Raw genomic sequence first — 24,664 nt, 5'->3', positions numbered from 1 at the left:
AAGGAGGGCAAAGAATGAAAAAGATAGGTGTATATCTGATAATCATCTTCCTATTTATAGCTCCAGTTTCAGCCGGCGTATCAGCCAAAGAAAAGCCTGGCAAACTGAGCTATGGGAATTCTAAAACAGAAGGTATGGATCCAAAGATTCTATCAGAAATCGATGGTGCTGTTTACCGTGCAATAGAAGATGGAATTACACCGGGAGCTGTCGTGCTAATTGCAAGAAACGGAAAAATACTCAAGGAACAAGCATACGGTGATGCTCAAAAATACGATATGGGGAATCTTCTCGATCATCCTAGAAAAATGAAAAAGGATTATATTTTTGATTTAGCCTCTGTTACAAAAGTGATGGGCACAACACAGGGGATTATGAAGCTCGAGTATGAGAATAAATTATCCCTATCCGATCCTGCAGCTAAATACATTCCTGAATTTGGCCAGAATGGAAAAGAGCATGTGACCATAGCAGATTTATTAACGCATACGTCGGGATTAACCCCTTGGTATCCTACCTATCTTTACGCCCGCAATTCAAAAGAAGTACTGAATTATATTAATAAGCTGCCGCTTGAATACGAAACAGGCACGCAGCGGAAATACAGTGATTTCAGTTTTATGACACTTGGATTTGTGATTGAAAAAATCACTAACCAGCCCCTTGATCGATACTTGGAAAACGAAATCTACAAGCCTCTCAAAATGAAGAATACGATGTTCACGCCAGATCCGAAGCAGAAGAAGAAAATCGCCGCTACTTCATGGGGCAATCCGTATGAGTATAAAATGATTGATGATCCTGACTTTGGATACGATGTAGAGGAAGATCCAGACATGTTTCCTTATTGGAGGAACTATACACTCGTTGGAGAAGTGAATGATGGCAACAGCTTTTACGGAAACGGCGGAGTTGCCGGTCATGCCGGTTTGTTTTCAACGGCTAAGGATTTAGCCGTATTAGGACAGGTCATGCTGAATGGCGGTTCCTATGGCAAAGTGGAAATTTACAATCAGGAAACGGTCAACACCTTTACTTCTGACCAAGCGTTCGGTCAAGGGTATGGATTTGAGAAAGCGAAAAACTGGTACATGGGTGACCAGTATTCAGAAAAAGCCTTTGGTCATACAGGATTTACAGGAACTCAAGTGATCATAGATCCGGAATACGACCTGCAGATCATCCTGCTCACCAACAAACAAAACAATGGACAGCTCCCGAGCGGAAGCTACGCGAGCACAGGACCGCTGTCTAAGAAAATCGCCAACATCGTTTATTCTTCGATTAATCGATAAGACACCTCACAAAAAGGTGTCTTTTTAGCATGATGGAAAATTGATACACTACTAATAGAAGAAAAGCGAGGTGCAGAAAATGAAATTTGATTACCATACTCATCATGAAAGATGCGGACATGCAGAGCGCTCCATTCGCGATTACGTGGAAGCGGCATTGGAAAAGCAGCTGGATATCATTGGGATTTCGGACCATTCTCCATATTTATACAGCGAAGAAGATCATTTGTTCCCGAATATTGCGATGGCAAAAAGTCATTTTCCGGAATACGTGAAGGAAGTGCTGAGCCTGAAAAAAGAGTATGAAGGCAAAATAGAAGTTCTTCTTGGTGTAGAGTCTGATTTTTTTCCGGAGCATATCCATATGTACAAGCAGTATTACGCAAAGTATCCATTCGATTATGTGATTGGATCGGTGCATCATGTTGAAGGGCTGAATATTTTTAAAAAAGATCGCTGGGAAGGGCTCACTGAAAAGGAGAAACAGAAGACGAAGGACAACTATTACACCTTGATTCAGAAATCTGCCCACAGTGGCGTGTTCCAAATTCTCGGACACATAGACGCCATGAAAGGTTATTATCCCGAATTTTCAGCGATTCAAACTGAGGCGGTGGACCGGACGTTATCCATCATTTCAGAGTGTGATGTAGCGATCGAAATCAATACATCCGGCAAAAATAAATTTTGCGGAGGATGGTATCCTTCTGACGAAATACTGGAAAGAGCACTTTATCATGGAGTGAAGGTCACATTCGGTTCAGATGCCCACACCCCTGCTCGTGTCGGAGATGAATTTGAAGAGGTGCAGAATAAGCTAAAAGAAATGGGATTCAAAGAATGGGCTAGTTTTAGGCAAAGAAAACGGTTTATGACTTCTCTATAAAAAATTCCAGTGAATCACGCGAATCACTAGAAAACTTGAGACTTGGTTGAAAATTGAGGAATTAGTGCCGGAAGACAGTTTACGGAGTGTAACAAACCGTTTTGGAGAAAAATTTACCAGGACAGCAGGAAAAATGCTGAAATATATAATATCTTACCTTTTCCAAAAATTACACGAAAATAAATTTGTTATAACTGTTATAACGGAACATTTGTTCGCATATGATGAAAGGAGAATAAAGGAGCTGATATTATGAAGGTCTTATTGGAGAAATCAAAAAATCAGCAGATGCCGATTGAAATTATCTACCTTTCTGAAAAAGGATTAATTACGCAAAGAACTATCATTGTTAATGAAGTAAATGAAAATTATATGAAGGTTTACTGTTTCAGAAAGCAACAAATTAGGCTCTTAAAAACAGGAAATATTTTATCAGCTGCTATGCCAAAGAGGAAAGCGAAATTTGCCTAGAAAACAGTTTTAGGTTTAAGAATAGAATTTGCAGTTGTTTTATCCCTGGAAATCGTTTTATCAACGTTTCCAGGGATTTTATAATTACCATGAGCAGATCACAAGCAGCAGGAAAACCTTGCCGTTCCAATACATTGGAGAGCAGAAGATAAAAGGAAGGTTTAAATGTATTAACGAATGAAAACATACAAGCTATTAATTATGTAAAAAGATGACTCGGGATTAACCCGAAATCATCTCTAAATGGTTGTGAATTAAGCGTTAAAGTCCAGTCGGTCCAGTCGGTCCAGTAGCGCCAGTAGCACCTGTTGCGCCAGTAGCACCCGTTGCACCTGTTGCGCCAGTAGCACCCGTAGCACCCGTTGCGCCAGTAGCACCTGTTGCGCCAGTAGCACCCGTTGCACCTGTTGCGCCAGTAGCACCCGTTGCACCTGTTGCGCCAGTAGCACCCGTTGCGCCAGTAGCACCAGTAGCGCCAGTAGCACCCGTTGCGCCAGTAGCACCCGTTGCGCCAGTAGCACCCGTTGCGCCAGTAGCACCCGTAGCACCCGTTGCGCCAGTAGCACCCGTAGCACCAGTAGCACCCGTTGCGCCAGTAGCACCCGTAGCACCCGTAGCACCCGTAGCCCCCGTTGCGCCAGTAGCACCCGTTGCGCCAGTAGCCCCCGTTGCGCCAGTAGCCCCCGTTGCGCCAGTAGCCCCCGTTGCGCCAGTAGCCCCCGTTGCGCCAGTAGCACCCGTAGCACCCGTCGCGCCAGTAGCACCCGTTACGCCAGTAGCACCCGTAGCCCCCGTTGCGCCAGTAGCCCCCGTTACGCCAGTAGCACCAGTAGCCCCCGTAGCCCCCGTAGCCCCCGTTGCGCCAGTAGCACCCGTCGCGCCAGTAGCACCAGTAGCACCCGTTGCGCCAGTAGCCCCCGTAGCACCCGTTGCGCCAGTAGCCCCCGTTGCGCCAGTAGCACCAGTAGCACCCGTTGCGCCAGTAGCACCCGTCGCGCCAGTAGCACCAGTAGCACCCGTTGCGCCCGTAGCACCCGTTGCACCTGTTGCGCCAGTAGCACCCGTTGCGCCAGTAGCACCTGTTGCGCCAGTAGCACCCGTTGCGCCAGTAGCACCAGTAGCACCCGTTGCGCCAGTAGCACCAGTAGCACCCGTTGCGCCAGTAGCACCCGTCGCGCCAGTAGCCCCCGTTGCGCCCGTAGCCCCCGTTGCGCCCGTAGCACCAGTAGCACCCGTTACGCCAGTCGCGCCAGTAGCACCAGTAGCACCCGTTACGCCAGTCGCGCCCGTAGCACCAGTAGCACCAGTAGCACCCGTTGCGCCAGTAGCACCCGTTGCGCCAGTAGCACCCGTCGCGCCAGTAGCACCCGTTGCGCCCGTAGCACCAGTTGGGCCAGTAGCACCAGTCGGGCCTGCAGCCCCTCCGTCTATTAGGAATAATGATACATCATCTACTACTATTTCTGCAGTTCCTGCTTGAGGAAGTTTATTAATAAGGATTAAAGCCTGAGTTGCTCCTAAAGGTACTGGAGAAGTATTATCATACAGCTCAATCCAATTAAATTGATTAACATCCGGTAATCTATTTGCTGGGATATTTGTAATTAACCCAAATCCTAATAATGAAAAAGCATCATCATAATAAGCAACAGTTATAGAAATTGGCGGACTTGGAAGAGCTCCTACTTTTGCTAGTGAAATTTTAAATAGAAATGTTTCTGTTGGATTCACTTCTGTAAATTGGAAAATAAAGGAGTTTATATTTCCGCCAACAAAGCGTGCAGAAAAGAAACCGCTATGAGAAATTTGAGAGGATATAGTTGCGTTTATAGCAACCCAGGGCGGGAATGAACCTGTTTCAAAACTATCGTTTATAATTCTATTTTCAATTGACATTTGGAACCTCCTTTCAACTTTTAATAGCTTTACCAATAGTAATATAAGTAAAGCTTTTATATAGTACGCATATTTTTTGTTATTGACAGTGCATTTTAACTATTAAATTCAAAATTAGTTATTAAGTCTATTAATAAATGTAATCAATATTTCATACAGAATTTTTGTCTGATTATCCAAATCGTTAAAATTATTTTGACTTCTAATATAATTAAATTTCAGCCTGTTACTTTTTGCTGTTTCGTTTTGATATTTAATTTCTTTGATATCAATTAAGAAGTTTTCGGTTTGTATTGGATCTGTAAATGATAATAAAGCAAGTGATTTTATTGTTTCCTCCATTGCTGCATTAAGAGCAATTTGATTTTGAATTTGGAAAGTGATTGGATTAAAATCATTAGAATCTAGATATTTTTTTTGAGCAGTTGTGTATATAGCTGCTACGTTCTCTGTATTAATTACCTGTTTACTAAATTGATTAACTCTACTAATTAAATGATCTTTATCAGCATTTTGAATAGTATCGAATTTTACAAAAGACTTGTATTTATCAAATAAAGCATCAACAAACTTGTTAGTATCATTATTAATTGTAATCAATCCTCCTTTCTGCAAATATCTTATTCAGAAATAAAAGAATTGAATAGGATCATTAACTGAATAAAAGACACATTTTTACATTTTTTGAAATTTCATAAAAATATTACACAAACAAAAAAGCCGCCTGAATTATTTCAGGCGGTATTATTATTCATACCTTTCTATCTAAGTCTCTATTAATAATGGAGATCTAAGAACTGCAGCATCATCTTTGGAAAGACGGGAATAAAGATCAGACATTTAATAGACCTCTTTTAATAAATGAAATCGAAGAAAGTTTATAAATCGGAAGATTCACCTTAAACTCCTTAATCAAGAATAGGAGTGTGATCAATCCAATAAATAAATTGTTGTAAATAACGCTGAAGATAACGTTTAGTTTTTTCGTCAGTAAGCACTTTCTGCTCAGAGTCAACCTTTTCGTGTACTTGCGAAATTAATACTTTTTGAAATGGAAGAATATGAACTTGCATGGCTTCTAATATTTGTCTAGTTTGCATCTGAGAAAAAGCAGTGCCTAATCCCCCAGGAGTTGCTCCGATTAAGCCAACTGGTTTTTTACTCAGAACAGAGGACTTCGGAGGTCTTGATGCCCAGTCCAATGCATTTTTTAGCGCGCCCGAAATTCCTGAATTGTATTCTGGACTTACGATTATAATACCGTCGACTTCTTGAATAGCCGACTTAAATGAGGTTACTGGTTCTGGATCACCGCCGACTTCTAAATCCTCATTAAATAAAGGAAGATCTTTGATCTCTATCCAGCGAAATTGAACGGAATCATACATGTCTGTCAATGATTGAGCAATAATTCGATTAAAAGAATTTTTTCTTAAACTGCCGCAAATAAGGCCAATGGTTTTAGTCATGTAATTTCCTCCTTGTATGTAATCATCTTTTATCTTACTATAAACTTGTTAAATATAGGAAGGAGTAATGTGGATGGAAGAAAAGAAAGTTACGTGGTTAGAGCTTTTTTATGACTTGCTATTTGTGGCAGCGGTTGCTACTGCTACTCATGTCTTACTTCATGTTGAAAAGGGATTTATTCATCCAGAGTATTTATTTAAGTTTGCATTAATATTTATTCCAATATGGTGGGCTTGGACTGGTCAAACTATGTTTATTAATCGGTTTGGACAGGATTTTTTACATCAGCGTATCTTTATGATTTTTCAAATGTTTTTTGTACTTATTATGATATCAAGCTTATCGGTAGATTTTGATCAATATTATTTCTCTTTTCTGATTGGTTATATTGGACTGAGAGCATTGACATCAATCCAATATCTTGTTGTTCAGAACTTTGAAAAAGGGGATAGAAAAAAGGTAGCACGTTTTTTAGGAATACGTTTTGGAATTGGGGTTTTTATCTCATTTCTCTCTATCTTTTTTGATTCTTGGGTTCGATACGCAGTGTTATATGCAGGAATTATTGTTGATATGATTTTACCTATTATAGGACATAAGTATTTGGTAAAAGTACCGTCTAATACCGCTCATTTGTTAGAACGGTTTGCTTTATTGACATTAATCCTGTTTGGAGAATCTGTCATCAGCATCCTTGCTGTAGTACAACCTCAAAAAGGGGAATGGGATTCAATCTTATTTTCAATTATGACATTCGTCCTTATTATTTCAATGTGGTGGCAGTATTTTGAAAATGTAGAAAAAAAGGTGAACAAATCTATTCAGAGAGCAGGACAAACAATTGTTTACGGACATTTATTTATTCTAATGTCTTTGAGCATGATTGCAGCATCTATCAAACTGATGTTTTTACATGAGGTCCAATATACATTTATCTTATATTTTGTATTCGGTTCTGTATTGCTCTATTTCATTGCAACTACAATTGTTTTTCATCAATACAGGTTTGAACAGCACCGTTTAAAAATTTATCATTTAGGATTGTTTTTAGGGATTTTAGCAGTCTTTTTTACGATTAATTTGTTCCTGACAGTTCCGTATATTGTAATAATAGGAGAATTAACCCTATTCTTTATCGTTTATGCTAAAGTTACAACCACATAACAAATATAGCCATTTCATAAATGGGTTCATCAGGGAAATAAAAATTTTTAGCTGAATAAGCAAAAGGGTTCTTCTAATCGAAGGTCCTTTTTTCATTCCTAATAGACAAATAAAAACACAAAAAACCCTAGAAAGTACGTTATATTAACGTTTCTAGGGTTTTGATAAATGCTGTTTACGATCCGCTTTACTTAACGTGAGTAGAACTCAACGATAAGAGCTTCGTTAATTTCAGCCGGCAATTCAGAACGCTCAGGTAAGCGAGTGAAAGTACCTTCTAATTTGTCAGCATCGAAAGTTAAGAATTCAGGAACGAAGTTACTTACTTCGATTGATTCTTTAACGATGTCAAGGTTACGTGATTTTTCACGTAAAGTGATTGTTTGACCTGGTTTCACTTGGAATGATGGAATGTCTACACGGCTTCCATCAACCATGATGTGACCATGGTTAACGATTTGACGTGCCTGACGGCGAGTGCGAGCTAAACCAAGACGATATACAACGTTGTCTAAACGAGATTCAAGAAGAATCATGAAGTTTTCACCGTGTTTACCAGTCATTTTAGCAGCTTTGTCAAATGTGTTGCGGAATTGACGCTCGTTCACACCGAACATGTGGCGAAGCTTTTGTTTTTCCTGTAATTGTAAGCCGTACTCAGATAATTTTTTGCGTTGAGTCGGGCCGTGCTGACCTGGCGCGAATGGACGCTTTTCTAATTCTTTACCTGTTCCGCTTAATGAAATTCCCAAACGACGGGAAAGTTTCCAACTTGGACCTGTATAACGAGACATATATGTCTCCTCCTTACATGTTTTTATTTGGCATAAAATAAAAACAGACTGACCCTAAACTGACATGCACATTTTGTTTTCATATATCCTCGCTCCAGCAGCAGAGAGTTACACGATACACCTCACAATGGAGGAACAAAATGAAATCACAGCAGTGGTATCAATAGGCTGCGAATATTTATTTTACACAACGAACATTATATGATTTTAATAATATAAAGTCAAGGAAACATTTGAAAAAGGTCCAGGAATGAATCTTTTGAAAAAAACATTAAATAGATAAATTGGAAAATATTCTATGCTATACTGAAATAAATAGTGCAGGATTCGACAATACGGGGGATTTTTGTGACACACCTAACTGAGTATACGTTAATGTCTATTAAGAGTCTTTTCTTTGATTATATCAGCAGCGAAAGCCTGCAAAACAGCAAAACACATGAAGAATATTTTGTCAGCACCCTGCAGAATGCAATGAATTCAAAGGATGCTGCGCTTTTTAAATATGAGAATCATAAGTTTGTTCTGCTGGCTGCAACTGCCGGCTTTTATCAATTCAATCGAATTGTTAAACAGCAAAATCGAGTGGAAATGCATAATCATGAGGTTGAACTATTAATTCCAGGAGAATTTCTTATCGTAGTAAAAGAAGAAAAGAATGCATTCAGTAAGGAGTTCTACGAGAAACTTCAAAGAGAATGTGATCAGTTCCTTTCCTATTTTATCAGACTGTTTAATAAAAAGGAGAGCGACGCAAAACATAAATCACTGTATCAGCTGACAGAAAAACTTCATTCCACTATGAGCAAGGACGAAGTTTTGAATCAATTAATCTTTTCTCTTCAAACGATGTTTCCTGCTTATCTTTTTTATTTGTTCCTATCACAGGATAATGAAAATAAACAAAATTTGTTGATTAAAAGCTTGGATTATGAGGGGAATTACGGAAATGAAAAAGCAATGGAGGCTTATTTGACAGGGGATGTACAGTGGGAGCTTTCCAAACATTCAAATCAGCTTGTAGTTTATGCTCCGCTTAAAGGAAATCAGGGGGTATATGGAGTTTTAGAAGTCACACAGCAAAATCAATCTGATTTGAACAGTGATGTCATGCTTATTATTACATCTCTCGCAAAGGCTGCCGGCAATGCACTTGAAAACGCAAAGCTTTATGAACAATCAAAAAAGCTTGTTTCTGACCTGCAGCTTATAAATGAAACCTCTCAGCGTCTGAATAAAAACTTGCGGTTAATTGAAACGATGACTTTCATGTCAGAACGGATTATGCGTTCATTTTCTGCTGAAGAGGTTGGCTTTTATTATATGAATGAGGAAAGACAGCCGCGCATTTTGCCGGGCAGTACGCCTTTTTTTCACAAAAGGGAATCAGAACCTTATATTAACTTAGTTCATAGCAAAGTTAGCCAGCAATTAGAAGGTATGTTTATGGGAGAAGTAAGGGTAAATGAAAGCTCAGAATTTTCCTCGCTCATTGCCATCCCGATGATTCAAAGCGAACAGCTGAAAGGATTTGCCATTGTTCTTCATTCTGACTCTTATTTCTTTACATTTGAGATGTTTAAGCTGCTGCAATCGCTTATTCATCATTCTACGCTGGCCCTGATGAATTCCATGCTTCGGGAGGAACTTGAGCAGCTTGTTAAAACTGATCATTTAACAAAGTTACACTCCCGCAACTTTTTGGACGAGTCAGTGCAGAGTTCCCTGGAAAAAGACCGGCAGGGAACGTTTATCTTAATGGATATAGATAATTTTAAGCAAATTAATGATACTTATGGACATCAAGTTGGAGATGAAGTTCTCATTCAAGTCGCAAAGATTATGAAGAACAGCATCGGTGAATACGATATTGGTGCAAGATGGGGCGGTGAAGAACTTGCAGTCTATTTGCCGCAGGGGGATCTTGCAGCAGGAATCACTTTTGCGAACAGCCTTGCAGCTTCAGTGCGGAAAGAAACAGTTCCGACAGTTACTGTTTCATGCGGAGTCGCACATTGGAGGGAAGGCCGTCATGATACCCTGAAAAGAATCATCATGCGTGCAGACAAAGGTTTATACAATGCGAAGGAAAGCGGCAAAAACTGTGTCATTTTTCAAGAGGATATAGAGGTTGAATAAGAAAGATGTCATTTAGGATGCCATCTTTTTTTCTTTTGTTAAGAAAGCGCTTTCAAAATTAATTGAACTATCATATGATATTGAATGTAGGAAGAGAAGGGGGAGAGGACACTGAAGAAGGAACTCAGCTTTGAAACAAAGGTTATTCACGGACAAAAACAAATGAATGACCCATATAACAGTTTAACGCCTCCGCTTTATCAAACAGCGACATTCGTATTTGACCGTGCTGAAACTGGAGAAAAGCGTTTCGCAGGAGAAGAAGAAGGTCATATTTATTCTCGATTAGGAAATCCGACCGTACAATTAGCCGAACAGAAAATAGCAGCACTTGAAGAGGCTGAAGCAGCACTTGCTTTTGGATCCGGTATGGGAGCTGTTTCAGCTGTTCTCATGTCTATGGTCAAAACAGGTTCCCATATTCTTTGCTCTAAAGGAATCTATGGATGCACATTTGGATTGCTGAAAATGCTTGAAGAAAAATTCGGGGTCACGCATTCATTTTCAGAATTGACCAGTATAGAAGAAATAGAAGCTGCGATTAAACCGGAGACTTCATGCATTTATATTGAAACGCCAATTAATCCTACTATGCAGCTGATTGATCTGGAAACAGTTACCGCTGCTGCAAAGTCACACGAATTAAAAGTAATAGTTGATAATACGTTTTGTTCACCATATCTTCAGCAGCCTCTTTTGCACGGCTGCGACATTGTGCTGCACAGTGCAACAAAATATATTAGCGGCCATGGTGATGTAATCGGAGGTTTTGCTGCAGGAAAGAAAGAATACATTCACCAGCTTGCAATGACAGAAAGAAAAGATATCGGCGCCATTATGTCTCCATTTGATGCCTGGCTTTTGCTTAGAGGTTTGAAGACACTGCCTGTCCGAATGGATCGCCACTGTGAAAATGCGGGAAAAATTGCAGAAAGGCTCCTTGCTCATCCATCAGTTGAACATGTTGCCTATCCATTTTTGGGAGATCCGAAGCAGGTTGCTCTTGCTGAGAAACAAATGAAAAAAGGCGGCGGACTCATTACCTTTACACTTAAAAACCATGATAAAGCAGGAACTCAAGCTTTCATCAACTCGCTGGAGCTGATAAAGATTGCCGTTAGCCTTGGGGATGCAGAGTCCTTGATTCAGCACCCGGCAACTATGACACATTCGGTGATACCAGAGTATGAAAGAAAACAAATGGGGATTGAAGATAATCTAGTCCGGCTGTCGGTAGGTCTTGAAAACATCGAGGACATTTGGGAAGATCTAGAACAGGCACTAGAGAGAAAATAAAAAACCGGAACCCTGAAGGTTCCGGTTTTGTGATTCTTATAAAATATCAGTCAGTGCCGCTGTAAATTTCTCTAAATATTCTTGATCCAGTTCACTGAAACGGTTTTTTACAGGGCTGTCGATATCAAGCACACCGAACAGCTGCCCATCTTTTACAATTGGTATAACGATTTCAGACTGTGATGCTGCATCACATGCAATATGGCCCGGGAAAGAGTGAACGTCTGCGATGCGCTCAGTTTTTTGATTTGCTGCGGCTGTTCCGCAAACTCCTCTGCCCATAGGGATTCTGACACATGCAGGAAGACCCTGGAATGGCCCTAATACAAGCTCGCTGTCTTTATATAAATAGAATCCGACCCAGTTCACTTCGTGCAAAAATTGATTCAATAATGCAGAAGCGTTTGATAAATTGGCGATTTGATCGCTTTCTCCTTCTAAAAGAGCCTTCAGCTGTTTAATAAGCAGCTGATAATTTTCTTCTTGTTTGCCGCCGTACTTTTCGACATGAAACATGGTTCTTCCCCACCTTTGTGTATTTTTCAGCAATTTATAAAGAGCCGGACAAACTTTGTCGAGAAAACATTAGAGGATAAACCTCCTGTTTCCTTGAAATAACATAGTAATGATGAAAGGGGTGAGATTTATGCCAATGCAGCCGACCGTCCCCAATCAAACGAAAGAAAAGATCATTGAAGCAGCTATTGCATTATTCAACACACAGGGCTTTAATGGGACTTCTGTCAGGGAAATCGCCAAAAAAGCAAATGTTAATGTTGCTCACATCTCCTACTATTTTAATGGAAAGGGCGGCCTCTTGGAGTACCTCGTCTCCAAGTATTATGAAGGATACCTTTCTGTCATTGAAGAAGGCTATATTCGACTGAGCCATGAAACACCGAAAAATTGTCTTCTTCTCTTAATTCAGGACATTTTAAACTACCAGCATTATAATCGTCAACTTGCGAGGTTTGTGCTTAGAGAAGTTACCCTGGACTCAACTTTAATAAGAGAAGTCATGACCACGTATCTGACGAAGGAAAAGTATTTTTTAAAAGCCATTCTTGAAGAAGGCATTAAAACCGGCTATTTCCGCAAAGCGCCAATGGTGCACATTTTAGTGCAGCTAAAGAGCCTGCTGAACATGCCCTACCTTCAGACTCAATATATGACTGAAGTGCTTTATATACAAACACATGAAACCTATTTCGTAAAACAATACTTCCACGAAATTGAAATATGGATCGATCATTTGCTGTGCGAACCTGCACAGAAAGAAGCTATTGTTTAAAAAATACAGGCTCCCCAATCATTCTGCATAGGAATCTTAGAAAAGAGCCTCCTTAAAAAGGGAATAGTGTGCACCAACATCCTTTGCACTATGGGCGTCAGACCCGTATATGAGAGGGATGTTTTGTTTTTTTGCCTCGTTAATCATCCACTGATCAAGATAAATGGCACCGCATAAATCTTTCCTTAATCCTGCTACATTAAAATCAAGCTCCATGTTCTGTTCTTTAATAGCAAGCAGCAAATCATATTGCATGTTCTTTAAATCAAAATCTGAAGGAAACCGCTTTTGAAATTTATTGATGAGAGTGAGATGCCCAAGCCTTTTCGGTTTATGTGGACCAAGCTTCGATTTTACTGCGGCAAGCAGGGTTTCATAATATTTTTTATGAAGTGATTTCAAGCTTCCTGCAGCTTCAATCATCTGAGGAAACGCACTCTCATGAAAATCCACGCAATAATAATGGTCTCCTATTTTTAAAAAGTGAACCGAAAGCACAGCATCATCAACATACTTGCTGTATTCATCCAGAAATGCCTGTGTCTCTTGTTCAAATCCCTCAATATAATCAATTTCAAATCCAATGTTAACCTTAATATCTTTTGAGTATTTTTCTTTTACTGTTAACAGTTGTGAGAAATAGTCATTTAAAAGTCTCCTGCTCATTGCACTGTCTGAATCCGGAACGGGGTCGGAAAAACCATCAGGCAGGGGAGCATGCTCAGTAAATGTTATTTCTTCCAATCCAATATTAAGAGCTTTTTCGATATACATTTCAAAACTGTCTGCTGTACCATGTGGGCAAAATGGCGTATGGACATGTCCGTCTTTTTTTATCATGCTTAGTCACACCTCTCGAAAGCCTCGAAATATGGCGATAAATTATGTAAAAAAATTTAAATTATCGGTCAAAAATTGTCGTTTACATGGTATCATAAATACAATGAAATAACATCATTCACAAATAAATACACTTTACATAAGAATTCGACAATCGTTACTTACATTCATATAAAAATATTATACCTTGTTATGACGATTTGCTGGAACACAACGAGGGGGCTCATTATGGAAGTCGTTATTGGACTTATTGTCATTTTGCTGGTTTTATTTAGTGTCGGCTACGTTATCAGAAGAAACATATACAAAGAAGTAGATCGTTTAGAAGCCTTGAAGATTGAGATTATGAACCGGTCGATTGTAGATGAACTTTCAAAAGTCAAAGATTTGAAAATGACAGGACAAGCAGAAGAATTATTTGAACGGTGGAGGAAGGAATGGGATGAGATTATTACTGCCCAGCTTCCTGAAGTGGAGGAGCTTCTGTTTGATGCAGAGGATTATGCTGATAAATACCGTTTTACTAAATCCAAAAAGGTTTTGGAACACATCGAAAAAACACTGAAGCTTGTTGATGAATCAATTGAAATCATCATATCTGAGATCAATGAGCTGATTACAAGCGAAGAAAAGAACAGCACAGAGATAGAGGACGTAAGGGCAAATGTGAAAAAAGCAAAAAAGAAGCTTCTTGCACACAGCCATACGTTTGGCAAAGCTCATGCAAAGCTTGATGAAATGCTAGGTGAGATTGTTGAATCTTTAAAACAATTTGAAGCAGAAACTGAGGCAGGCAACTATTTGACTGCAAGAGAGATTCTGCTCATTCAGAAAGAAGAGATTCTGATCCTGCTCTCTAAGATTGATGACATACCAAAACTTTTGGCAGAGTGTCACACCGTTATTCCGAATCAGCTTGCAGAGCTTGCTGAGGGCTATCAGGAAATGCTGGATAATGGCTTCCATTTAAAGCATATTCAGTTTGAAACAGAGCTTCTCAAAATGACGAAGCAGCTTGAAGAGCATATGGAGCTCCTAGCTGAAACTAATACAGCTGAAGTAAAAGAAAGCTTAGAAGAAATTCAGGAAGCAATTGACACATTCTATGATCTGCTGGAAAAAGAAGTTCTTGCCCATCATTATGTGCAAGCGGCAACAAGCAAGATTGATCAGCAGATTTCAGAGCTTCTCACTAAGCGTACAGAAACGCAGGAAGAAGCAGAACTTGTTAGACAGAGCTATCAGATTTCTGAAGCTGATTTGGATAAACAGAGAAAACTGGAAAAACAGATTAATTCTCTCAATAAGCAGTTCTCGCATATTCAAAATAACCTGCAGACAGAACCGCTTGCCCATTCTATTTTAAAAGAAGAGCTAGAAGAACTTGAGAAGCATATTGCTTCTGTCAAAACTGAGCATCAGGATTTCAGTGATCTGCTTCAGGCCCTCCGCAAGGAAGAACGCGAAGCAAGACAAGCATTGGCTGATGCAAGAAAGCAGCTTCACGACTCCAGCAGAAAAATCCAGAAAAGCAATGTGCCTGGACTGCCTGAGAGTCTTGCGCAGCTGCTTCAGGAAGCAAAGCAATCGATTTCTCATGTTTCACGCAAGCTTGAAGAGATTCCATTGGATATGATTGTGGTTAATTCAATGCTTGATGAGGCTGCAAAGAACATTGATACTTTCTCCAAACAGGCTGAGGAAATGATTGAACAAGTATATTTAGCTGAAAAAGTCATTCAATATGGCAATAAATACAGAAGAAGAAATGGAACAGTTGCTGATCAATTAAAAGAGGCCGAACTTCATTTCCGGAAATATGAATACAGCAAGTCGCTTGAAAAAGCAGCCGCAGCTCTCGAACAAGTTGAGCCAGGTTCACTTTCAAAGCTTCAGATCATTCTTGATGAAGACACAAAACCATCCTCATAAAAAAACTCCCGTACCAATTGGTACGGGAGTTTTTTTATCCATTTCTATTTTCTTCGCGAGCTTGCAAAGGCTGCACCGCTTTTCTGATTAGTCCGGGTGGAGGATATGATTAGCCCAATTACTCCGCCAATGATAGCAGGGACTAAAAATCCAATGCCGTAGTCGAATAACGGAATAGTGGATACCAGCCACTCGTCAATTGCGCCTGGGAGCAGACCTCCAGCTTTTAATCCATCAGCAATGCTTATGACTGTTGTCAGCATTAAACTGCCGATGTAAACTTCAGGTGCTCCTTTAAAATAACTATGAAGAAAAGAAAGAATGATCAGAACAATTGCAAGCGGATATAAAGCAATCAAAATTGGAACAGAAAAAGCAATCAGCTTCGTTAATCCCGCGTTTGCAACAATTGTACTGAATAAACAAATAACTGTAATGATCAGTTTATATGAAACACTTGGAAAGACCATTGAAAAGTACTTGCCGCACGCTGAAACCAAGCCAATACTTGTTGTCAGACAAGCGAATGTAATAGCGGTGCTTAAGATCACATTTCCCAGTGAACCAAATAGGATATTGACTGATTCAGACAAAACAGCACCGCCGTTATCAAAATAACCAATTTGGCTCACGCTCGTAGCCCCCAAATACGCGAGGGAAATATAAACAGCAGCAAGACCCGCAGCTGCAATTAATCCGCATCTGATACAAATTTTTGCAATGGCCGCACGGTCTGTTATCCCTCGTTCTTTAACAGCATTTATGACAACAATACTGAAAACTAATGCTGCAAGAGTATCCATTGTCAAATATCCTTCTAAAAATCCCTTGAAAAAGGCACCATCTGCATATTCTCCTTTAGGAGCCTGCATTTCTCCCATAGGTGTTATGAGCATCTTAACTGAGATTAGTGCAAGTACAATCAGTAAGATTGGGGTTAACAGTTTCCCGACTGTATCTACAATCTTCGCTGGATTGAGCGACAGCCAAAGCGTAATTCCAAAAAAGATAATAGTGAATATCATCAAAGGCAAACTGCTGTCTGCAGCTGCAGCGGGCAAGAAAGGTAATATACCTACTTCATATGTGACTGTTCCCGTTCTTGGAATGGCAAAGACAGGACCAATGGCTAGATATAAAACAAACGTAAATACTAAACCAAAAACGGGATGAACCCTGCCTGCCAGAGATTGAACATCACTGCCTGATACGCTAATCGCGACAACCCCAAGAAGCGGGAGCCCAACACCGGTAATCAGAAAACCGATGATCGCTTCCCACATGTTTACACCAGCCTGCTGGCCCAAACCGGGTGGAAAGATTAAATTACCTGCTCCGAAAAATAGGGCAAAGAGCATAAGTCCTATAGTTAAAGTTTCTTTTGGTGGCAATGATTTTGACATGAAAAATCCTCCTGAAGAATGAGTGTTAGGGAATGTATCCGTTTTCATCCTAACACATTATCTAAAAAATTTGTCGAAAAATAAGATATAATCAATTTTTATTATATTCAAAAAATTTAATATGTCAAATAGTCAAACATTTCTTTCTTATTTTCTGGTTTTATGTTATTATGATTGTTTGTTTCGTACACCATTACTCTTTTATTTAAATATATAGTCTCAGAACTCCTTGTTTTTTAATGTATTGGAGGATTGAATAGTTTGATTTATCTTGATAATAGTGCAACCACAAAACCATATGATGAAGTATTGCATGCTTTTGCACATGTTGCAACCCGTTATTTTGCGAATCCTTCCTCGCTGCACGGTCTCGGTGCAGAAGCAGAAAATCTATTGGCACAGGCAAGAAAACAAATGGCTGGCCTATTAGGAGCAGATGAACAAGAAATTATTTTCACATCCGGGGGCACTGAAGGAAATAATTTAGCCATAAAAGGCATGGCTCTTTCTTTAAAAAAGAAAGGGAACCATATTATCACTACACAAATTGAACATCCTTCTGTCATTGAAAGCTGCAGACAGCTGCAAAAGTTGTTTGACTTTGACGTAACGTATCTGCCTGTAAATGAAGAAGGAATAGTCGCCGTTGAAGATATTAAGAAAAACATAAGAAAAGAAACTATTTTAGTATCAATCATGCATGTAAATAATGAAACAGGATCGATTCAGCCAATAGAAGAAATCAGCATGCTGCTGCTTGATTTTCCGGACATTTATTTTCACGTTGATCATGTACAGGGCGCGGCTAAAGTTCCTCTCTTACTTAAAGGGATTGATTTATGTACGATATCGGGCCACAAATTCCATGCACTTAATGGCTGCGGAGTTTTGTATGCCCGAAAAGGAATGAAATTCGAGCCTCTTTTGTCGGGAGGGGCCCAGGAGAAGCAGGCCCGTTCAGGTACGGAGAGCATCGCTCTTGCGGTATCAATGGCAAAAGCATTAAGAATGTCCATGGATAAATATGAAGCTTGTATAGATAATTTGCAAAAGATGAAATCAAATCTGATCCGAAAGTTAAATAAAATAGAAGGTATTGTCGTAAACACATCTGCTTATAAGTCTGCACCCCATATTATTAATTTTTCCGCACCGGGTATTCAGGCAGAAGTGCTTTTACATATGCTTGAACAATCTGGAATCTTTGTCTCGACAACTTCTGCATGTTCGTCAAAAAGGAAAAAAAGCAGTACAGTACTGCTCGCTATGGGAAAAGGAGAAGCTGTCGCATCAAGTTCGATCCGAATCAGTCTTTCTTATGAAAATACAAATGAAGAGCTGGAAGAATTTATGGCTGCACTTAAGAAATCTCTTGAAAAATTAACGAAATTAACGAGGTAGTAAGATGAATTATGATCATATTTTAATTCGATATGGAGAAATTTCTACAAAAGGAAAAAACCGAAAACGATTTGTCGATCAATTAAAAGAAAATATAAAACTGGTGCTGCATGAGTTCCCTGCCTTAGGCTACAGCAGCAACAGGGACCGTATGTATATCAGGCTTCACGGTGAAAATCACGAACCGATTCTTGAAAAACTGAAAAATGTTTTCGGCATACATTCTTTTAGTTTAGCTTTAAAAGTAAAGAATGAGCTTGAGGCAATTAAAAATGGAGCACTTGAGCTGATGTCTGAGCAATATAAACCTGGAGATACCTTTAAAATATCTGCAAAAAGAGCGGATAAATCATTTCCGCTGCTTACAAATGAAATTAATCACGCAATCGGCAGCCACATTCTGCAAAATTTTGAAGGCTTAACAGTGGATGTGCATGAGCCTGATATCGATTTAAGAGTTGAAGTCCGTGAGGAAGCTGCCTATTTGACTTGTAAAGATTATCAGGGAGCGGGCGGTCTTCCTGCAGGGGCAAGCGGAAAAGCGGTATTAATGCTCTCAGGAGGGATTGACAGTCCAGTTGCAGGTTTCTTTGCAATGAAACGCGGTATTGATGTTGAAGCGGTTCACTTCTTCAGTCCTCCATACACGAGTGAACGTGCCAAGCAAAAGGTGATTGACCTGGCAAGAAAGCTTACTTCTTTTAGCGGGAAAATCAAGCTTTATATTGTGCCGTTTACAGAAATACAGGAAACGATTCAAAAGCAAGTGCCTGAAAGCTATAACATGACATCTACACGGCGGATGATGCTTAAAATAGCTGACAGAATCCGCGAAAAACAGGGCGGGTTAGCTATAATCACCGGAGAAAGCCTTGGACAAGTTGCAAGCCAAACGTTAGAAAGCATGTTTGCTATAAATGAGGTGACGAGCACGCCGATTATCCGTCCGCTGATTACTTATGATAAAACGGATATTATAACTATCGCCAAGCAAATTGGAACACATGATACCTCCATTTTGCCTTACGAAGACTGCTGTACTATCTTTACACCAGCGTCGCCAACGACAAAACCAAAACTTGAAAAAGCACAAAGGTTCGAAAGTTTTCTGGATTTTGAATCGCTGATTGATAAAGCTGTTGAAGATACGGATGTAATCGTCATTTCGTCTGCTGAAGATAAAGAATTTAATAAGTTATTTTAGACCAGAAAAATTGTGAACAATTACCAAAATTAGTTTGAATGAAGCCATGTGTTTTTACACAATCTATACTCACAAGGAGGTGAAAACACATGGCAAACAACAATAGCTCAAACCAATTAGTAGTACCAGGTGCACAACAAGCGATCGACCAAATGAAATACGAAATCGCAACTGAGTTCGGAGTGAACTTAGGAGCTGAAACAACTTCTCGTGCTAACGGTTCTGTAGGTGGAGAGATTACTAAACGTTTAGTATCTTTCGCTCAACAAAACATGAGTGGTTTTTCAAAATAATTGAACTAAATAGATATGGCTACGAAGGGTGGGGATCATACCCCACTCTTTTCTATTCGCTTTTTTATGCTTGCGGAGCATTTTAAATAGAGGAGGTTTTTTATCATGACAAAGAATAATCGTCCAAATACCGAATTTGAAGGCGGACAGGAGCAGGACCAAAAGCTTCAGAAGTCTAAAAAGCAAGGCCGGAAAAGAAGAAATGAACCTAAAAACGCAGTTGAATCGAATGAGCAAAGCTAAAGCTAGAAAGCGCGGATGATGTTTCCGCGTTTTTTTAATGGAGCTGTTTAACTAGGATTTCAATAAAATATAAGATATGTTGCAATAATATTCAAAAATGTTAAAATATTATGTATAATTTACTGTGAGATAACAAGGGAGGGGTCAAAATGTTGAGAGATGAGCTAATTGCGCCAGAAAACTATAACCTAGTAGAAGAAGTAGAAAAGCATGCAAAAGATGCAGACCGGATCGCATTGAAGTGGGAGAATGAAAAAGGCGATAAAGAAGAGCTTACATACGGACAGCTTCTTGATAAAGCAAATAGAATTGGAAGCGCTTTATTAAATAAAGGTCTAATACAGGGAGACAAAATTCTTGTCATCATTCCCCGTTTTCCTGAAGCATATGCAGCATACTTAGGAGCATTAAAGGCTGGCTTTGTTGTCATCCCAAGCTCGGAAATGCTGCGCACAAAAGATCTTCAATATCGTGTGACCCACGGAGATGTGAAAGCCATCATCTCTTATACGGATTTCACAGAGGAATGCAAAGGAATAAATGAATTTGATTCCCTTCATAAATTTTCAATTGGAGGAAAAGCTGAAGGCTGGTACTCTCTTGAAGATGAAGCAGCTAAGGAATCAGGGGAGCTAAAGCTTGCGGAGACCAAAAGGGACAGTCATGCCTTTTTATCCTACACGTCAGGCACCACGGGCAATCCCAAAGGGGTCGTACATACACACGGCTGGGCTTTTGCTCATTTAAAAACAGCAGCTGCGAATTGGCTGAGCATTGAAGAAAATGATGTGGTATGGGCAACGGCAGGACCGGGCTGGCAAAAATGGATCTGGAGTCCTTTCTTATCGGTGCTTGGATCAGGTGCAACAGGACTTGTCTATAATGGGCGGTTTGAACCTAAGAAATATCTTCAGCTGCTGCAGGATTATAAAGTTAACGTATTATGCTGCACACCGACTGAATATCGTCTGATGGCTAAGGTAGACAATTTAAAAGAATACTCTCTTCCTTCTCTGCACAGTGCTGTTTCAGCTGGTGAGCCTTTAAACAGGGAAGTTATTGATACATTTAGAAATTACTTTAACATCGAAGTGCGTGATGGATACGGACAGACGGAAAATACCCTGCTTGTAGGTGTGATGAAGGGCATGGAAGTAAAGCCAGGCTCAATGGGCAAGCCTACTCCTGGAAATAAGGTCGAAATCATTGATGATGAAGGAAACATCTGCAAAGTTGGAGATGTAGGTGATATTGCGGTCCATGTTGATACACCAGCTTTATTTAAAGAGTATTATAAAGACGCCGAGCGAACGGCTATGCAATTTAGAGGCAGCTATTATATTACCGGGGATAGAGCAAGAACAGATGAAGACGGCTATTTCTGGTTTGAGGGAAGACGGGATGATATCATCATCAGTTCAGGATATACAATTGGACCGTTTGAGGTTGAAGACGCACTCGTCAAGCATCCTTTTGTAAAAGAGTGCGCTGTTGTCGCAAGTCCGGATGAGCTTCGCGGGAGCATCGTAAAAGCGTATGTTGTCCTGCAGGATGATGTGGATGAGAGCTCGCCGGAACTGATACCTGTATTACAGGATCATGTAAAAGAGCTGACAGCCCCTTATAAATACCCGCGTAAAATTGAATTTGTATCTGAATTGCCTAAAACGACCTCCGGCAAAATCAGAAGAATTGAATTAAGGCAGAAAGAGCTTGCAGAAGCATAATAGGTAAATAAACCAGATGGATGACTCTGTCTGGTTTTTCCATGTGCCGAGTGATAACATATATTGAAAAAGAAAGCTGGAGGAATGTCACCGTGGGCACGCTTTGGTTTGGCGGAACAATTTATACTTTAATAGAAGAAAACGATACGGTTGAAGCGGTCTATGTTGAAAATGGCCTTGTAGTTGCTGCCGGGGATGAGGAAAAGATCCGGGCTGATTACCCGTGCACGGATGAAATAAATCTTAAAGGCAGCATCATGATTCCAGGATTTACAGACAGCCATATGCATTTAATGGGTCATGGTGAAAAACTGATCCGTTTGGATTTTACTGGCATGACTTCATCTGATCAGGTCATTCAGAGTCTTCGCGAGAAGGCAGAAGGACTTGAGCCGGGAACGTGGATTGTTGGTGAAGGGTGGAATGAAAATCAGTTTGAAGATAAAAAAATTATTCATCGCAGAGAGCTTGATGAAGTAACTTGCACTCACCCTTTGATGCTTAAACGAATTTGCCATCATGCAGTAATCGTTAATACAAAAGCAATGGAACTTGCCGGAATAACACCTGCAACCCCGGACCCTGAAGGCGGAGTTATCGTAAAGGATCCTGACGGAAATCCTACAGGCTACTTGCTTGATCAGGCACAGGAACTTGTTTTTCAGGCGCAGCCTCAAGTGTCTGTTGCATACTTAAAAGAAGCATTGATGAAATCGATAGAGGATTGCCACAAAAAAGGTCTTGTAGGCGGACATACTGAAGATTTGGCCTATTATGGCAGTCTTGAAAATACTTTGCATGCTTATGATGAAGTCATGAATCATGAAAAAAAGAAATTCAGAGCTCATTTGCTTGTCCATCATTTAGTGGCAGATGAATTTATGCAAAAGGAAAGAAATCTAGGGCCATTTATTGAATTTGGGGCAATGAAGCTCTTTGCAGACGGTGCGCTTGGAGGCAGAACAGCTCTATTAAGCAGTCCTTACGAGGATGATCCTGATACAAACGGAGTAAGCATTCACTCTGATGAAAACCTGAAACGCCTGATTCAAACAGCAAGAACCTACGAAATGGAAGCAGCTATTCATACAATTGGCGATTTAGCTTTCGAAAAGGCTCTTGATGCCATTGAAGCATATCCTCCTGTGAAAAAGAATCAGCATGACCGGCTCATACATGCCCAAATCTTAAGAAGAGACTTAATTGAAAGAGCTAAAAAACTGCCGATCATTTTGGATATTCAGCCCAGGTTCGTCTCAAGTGATTTTCCATGGGTGATTGACAGAATTGGTGAGGATAGAATGAAGGATTGCTACGCTTGGAAAACGATGATATCAGAAGGATTAAAATGTGCAGGAGGTTCAGATGCCCCTATTGAGCCCATTGATCCTCTTCTCGGAATTTATTCAGCAGTTAAGAGAGAGAGTATTTACGATCATCAAGTATATATGCCTGAAGAGAAGCTTTCTGTGTATGAAGCAGTAGAGCTTTACACAAAAGGCAGTGCTTATGCCATCCATCACGAAAATGACCGCGGGTGTATTGCAAAGGGATATTCAGCTGACTTCACTGTGCTGAACCGGGATATTTTTAAAGAGGACGCACTGCTCGAAACAGAAGTGGTTATGACGGTTGTAGACAATACCATTGTATATAATAGAGAAAGACATGCAAATTAAGCTGCATGTCTTTCTCTATTCTTGACTGCTGGAACAGCTTTCAGTGATACTCAGTTCGGCCAATTTTCGAATCAAAAGAAAGCTGAACCTTGGCTAAATAAAGGCCATTTCTGCTGGGAAATTAGGATTTAGCAAGATCCTGAATAATAAAGGCGAATAGATAAAAAAACGTCGGCTAATAAATTCAATAAATCGGCTAAATTAAATCAAATTACCGTTAATAAAACTGGGATTTCCGCTAAATAAGCAGATTCCCCGAAAAAGTAAAACCCGGACTTTTTCGGGGAATCCTTAGCTTCCATGCCTGAGCTAAACAGTCGGTTCCGTTTTTCTAATTATAAAAACGTCCGCTTCACTTTTTCCCAGAATGAATTATCTTTTAGTTTTACCGTTTTAATAATGGAGTGACTTAGTGACAGATCAATTTTTTCGACGTGGCGGATGCTTAGTGCGTCATTATCCATGCCGATTACGGGATGGTCATTACCATCCTGGACAATTTTCAGAGTCAATTTTCTGTCTGCGCTTAAGATGAATGGAGATCCGAGTGTTCGATATTTATTGTTATTAAGTGACGCAAGCTCACTTACTTGAAGACATGGAAGGAGCGGATCGACTACAGCACCCTGTACAGATTTATTGTAGGCGGTGCTACCTGTAGGCGTGGAAATAATCATGCCGTCTCCTCTGAATGTTTCAAAATGAAGGTCGTCAATGAAAACATCTATGACAAATGTTTTGATAATGCCAGAGCGGATGGAGCATTCATTCAGACACTGAAAGGTCGTGTGGCCGTCAATTGTAACATCGAGAATCGGATAGCGTCTTACTTCGATTTGCGCTTCTTTCATTGCTTCAATGATTTTATCTGTTTCTTCAACTTTAAAGTCACAGTATAGGCTTACCGTTCCTTTAACAGAAATACCTACATACAGACAGTCATCTCTGAAATTCGTTTTTCTTACAGCCTGAAGGAACGTGCCGTCACCGCCTATGCTTACGATAATATTTGCCTGCTTTGAATCAGGTACAACGTTAAATCCCTGTTCTTCAGCAAGAGAGGTAAGCCCTTTCACTTTTTGTACTAGTTCGTCCTCTTTTTTGTAATAAAAATAAACGTTGCGGCGATTATCTGTCATGTTAGTCCTCCTTAATGTTGGAAAAGTTACACAATCTTAGCAAATGGTGTTACAATACTTTATGGTGTTTAGTTTACCATTTTTAACATAAATATTGAAAG

At 39.9% G+C, this 24,664-nt stretch carries 22 protein-coding genes; 14 read left to right on the top strand and 8 right to left on the bottom strand.

The features are described 5' to 3' along the window. The first annotated feature begins 14 nt into the window (after positions 1-14). The 3 genes from K8L98_RS19330 (at position 15) to K8L98_RS19320 (ending at position 2,652) form a co-directional block, all read left to right on the top strand. Positions 15-1,295, top strand: coding sequence for a serine hydrolase (locus tag K8L98_RS19330; protein WP_223437276.1), 1,281 nt, complete (start codon positions 15-17; stop codon positions 1,293-1,295). A 79-nt stretch (positions 1,296-1,374) separates the two neighbouring features. Next, positions 1,375-2,181: a histidinol-phosphatase gene (locus K8L98_RS19325; protein WP_223437275.1), complete on the top strand. Its 807-nt coding sequence runs from the start codon at positions 1,375-1,377 to the stop codon at positions 2,179-2,181. 252 nt (positions 2,182-2,433) lie between these two features. Beyond that, positions 2,434-2,652, top strand: coding sequence for a hypothetical protein (locus K8L98_RS19320; protein ID WP_223437273.1), 219 nt, complete (start codon positions 2,434-2,436; stop codon positions 2,650-2,652). 261 nt (positions 2,653-2,913) lie between these two features. Here K8L98_RS19320 and K8L98_RS19315 read toward each other — a convergent pair whose 3' ends face one another. The 3 genes from K8L98_RS19315 to K8L98_RS19305 form a co-directional block, all read right to left on the bottom strand. Next, positions 2,914-4,548, bottom strand: coding sequence for an NTTRR-F1 domain (locus K8L98_RS19315; protein ID WP_223437271.1), 1,635 nt, complete (start codon positions 4,546-4,548; stop codon positions 2,914-2,916). Between the two features lie 114 nt (positions 4,549-4,662). Then, positions 4,663-5,148, bottom strand: a complete 486-nt coding sequence (locus tag K8L98_RS19310; protein ID WP_223437269.1) for a hypothetical protein — start codon at positions 5,146-5,148, stop codon at positions 4,663-4,665. Between the two features lie 308 nt (positions 5,149-5,456). Next, complete coding sequence (locus tag K8L98_RS19305) at positions 5,457-6,017, bottom strand: NADPH-dependent FMN reductase (protein ID WP_223437267.1); 561 nt, start codon at positions 6,015-6,017, stop codon at positions 5,457-5,459. Between the two features lie 73 nt (positions 6,018-6,090). On the opposite strand from K8L98_RS19305, the gene K8L98_RS19300 reads away from it, so the two are divergent. Beyond that, positions 6,091-7,182: a low temperature requirement protein A gene (locus K8L98_RS19300; RefSeq protein WP_223437265.1), complete on the top strand. Its 1,092-nt coding sequence runs from the start codon at positions 6,091-6,093 to the stop codon at positions 7,180-7,182. A gap of 191 nt (positions 7,183-7,373) precedes the next feature. Here K8L98_RS19300 and rpsD read toward each other — a convergent pair whose 3' ends face one another. Further along, positions 7,374-7,976: a 30S ribosomal protein S4 gene (gene rpsD, locus K8L98_RS19295; protein WP_070876502.1), complete on the bottom strand. Its 603-nt coding sequence runs from the start codon at positions 7,974-7,976 to the stop codon at positions 7,374-7,376. A 348-nt stretch (positions 7,977-8,324) separates the two neighbouring features. Here rpsD and K8L98_RS19290 point away from each other — a divergent pair, with 348 nt between their 5' ends. Both K8L98_RS19290 and megL read left to right on the top strand, forming a co-directional pair. Then, positions 8,325-10,115, top strand: a complete 1,791-nt coding sequence (locus K8L98_RS19290; protein WP_223437264.1) for a sensor domain-containing diguanylate cyclase — start codon at positions 8,325-8,327, stop codon at positions 10,113-10,115. A 111-nt stretch (positions 10,116-10,226) separates the two neighbouring features. Then, entirely contained in the window at positions 10,227-11,411 is a 1,185-nt protein-coding gene (gene megL / locus K8L98_RS19285; protein WP_223443600.1) for a methionine gamma-lyase, read from the top strand. A 36-nt stretch (positions 11,412-11,447) separates the two neighbouring features. Here the strand turns inward: megL and K8L98_RS19280 are convergent, their stop codons facing one another. Continuing rightward, positions 11,448-11,927, bottom strand: a complete 480-nt coding sequence (locus tag K8L98_RS19280) for a GAF domain-containing protein (RefSeq protein ID WP_223437262.1) — start codon at positions 11,925-11,927, stop codon at positions 11,448-11,450. A 136-nt stretch (positions 11,928-12,063) separates the two neighbouring features. On the opposite strand from K8L98_RS19280, the gene refZ reads away from it, so the two are divergent. After that, on the top strand, positions 12,064-12,702 hold the full coding sequence (gene refZ / locus K8L98_RS19275) for a forespore capture DNA-binding protein RefZ (protein ID WP_223443597.1): 639 nt from the start codon (positions 12,064-12,066) through the stop codon (positions 12,700-12,702). A 36-nt stretch (positions 12,703-12,738) separates the two neighbouring features. Here the strand turns inward: refZ and hisJ are convergent, their stop codons facing one another. Continuing rightward, positions 12,739-13,542: a histidinol-phosphatase HisJ gene (hisJ, locus tag K8L98_RS19270; RefSeq protein WP_223437259.1), complete on the bottom strand. Its 804-nt coding sequence runs from the start codon at positions 13,540-13,542 to the stop codon at positions 12,739-12,741. A 228-nt stretch (positions 13,543-13,770) separates the two neighbouring features. Here hisJ and ezrA point away from each other — a divergent pair, with 228 nt between their 5' ends. Continuing rightward, positions 13,771-15,474, top strand: coding sequence for a septation ring formation regulator EzrA (ezrA, locus tag K8L98_RS19265; protein WP_223437257.1), 1,704 nt, complete (start codon positions 13,771-13,773; stop codon positions 15,472-15,474). A 44-nt stretch (positions 15,475-15,518) separates the two neighbouring features. Here ezrA and brnQ read toward each other — a convergent pair whose 3' ends face one another. Continuing rightward, positions 15,519-16,877: a branched-chain amino acid transport system II carrier protein gene (brnQ, locus tag K8L98_RS19260; RefSeq protein WP_223437255.1), complete on the bottom strand. Its 1,359-nt coding sequence runs from the start codon at positions 16,875-16,877 to the stop codon at positions 15,519-15,521. A 261-nt stretch (positions 16,878-17,138) separates the two neighbouring features. Between brnQ and K8L98_RS19255 the strand changes: the two genes are divergently transcribed. The 6 genes from K8L98_RS19255 to K8L98_RS19230 all read left to right on the top strand — a co-directional run bounded on the left by K8L98_RS19255 (position 17,139) and on the right by K8L98_RS19230 (position 23,424). After that, positions 17,139-18,278, top strand: a complete 1,140-nt coding sequence (locus tag K8L98_RS19255) for a cysteine desulfurase family protein (RefSeq protein WP_223437253.1) — start codon at positions 17,139-17,141, stop codon at positions 18,276-18,278. A 4-nt stretch (positions 18,279-18,282) separates the two neighbouring features. Next, positions 18,283-19,482, top strand: coding sequence for a tRNA uracil 4-sulfurtransferase ThiI (gene thiI, locus K8L98_RS19250; RefSeq protein ID WP_223437251.1), 1,200 nt, complete (start codon positions 18,283-18,285; stop codon positions 19,480-19,482). Between the two features lie 89 nt (positions 19,483-19,571). Next, positions 19,572-19,775, top strand: a complete 204-nt coding sequence (locus K8L98_RS19245; protein ID WP_223437249.1) for an alpha/beta-type small acid-soluble spore protein — start codon at positions 19,572-19,574, stop codon at positions 19,773-19,775. A 105-nt stretch (positions 19,776-19,880) separates the two neighbouring features. Beyond that, complete coding sequence (locus K8L98_RS19240) at positions 19,881-20,018, top strand: hypothetical protein (protein WP_223437248.1); 138 nt, start codon at positions 19,881-19,883, stop codon at positions 20,016-20,018. Positions 20,019-20,167: 149 nt separating this feature from the next. Further along, positions 20,168-21,745: an acyl-CoA synthetase MbcS gene (gene mbcS / locus K8L98_RS19235; RefSeq protein ID WP_223437246.1), complete on the top strand. Its 1,578-nt coding sequence runs from the start codon at positions 20,168-20,170 to the stop codon at positions 21,743-21,745. A gap of 92 nt (positions 21,746-21,837) precedes the next feature. Next, positions 21,838-23,424, top strand: a complete 1,587-nt coding sequence (locus K8L98_RS19230; RefSeq protein ID WP_223437243.1) for an amidohydrolase — start codon at positions 21,838-21,840, stop codon at positions 23,422-23,424. 335 nt (positions 23,425-23,759) lie between these two features. On the opposite strand, the gene K8L98_RS19225 is transcribed toward K8L98_RS19230, so the two are convergent. Continuing rightward, positions 23,760-24,563 (bottom strand): NAD kinase, encoded by an 804-nt coding sequence (locus K8L98_RS19225; protein WP_223437241.1) that lies wholly within the window; start codon positions 24,561-24,563, stop codon positions 23,760-23,762. Positions 24,564-24,664: the final 101 nt, after the last annotated feature.

It is taken from the genome of Metabacillus dongyingensis, from assembly GCF_019933155.2.
GTDB classification, from domain to species: Bacteria; Bacillota; Bacilli; order Bacillales; family Bacillaceae; genus Bacillus_P; species Bacillus_P dongyingensis.
Note: the sequence above shows the minus strand (reverse complement) of the source record. Positions and strands in the feature narration are given on the sequence as shown.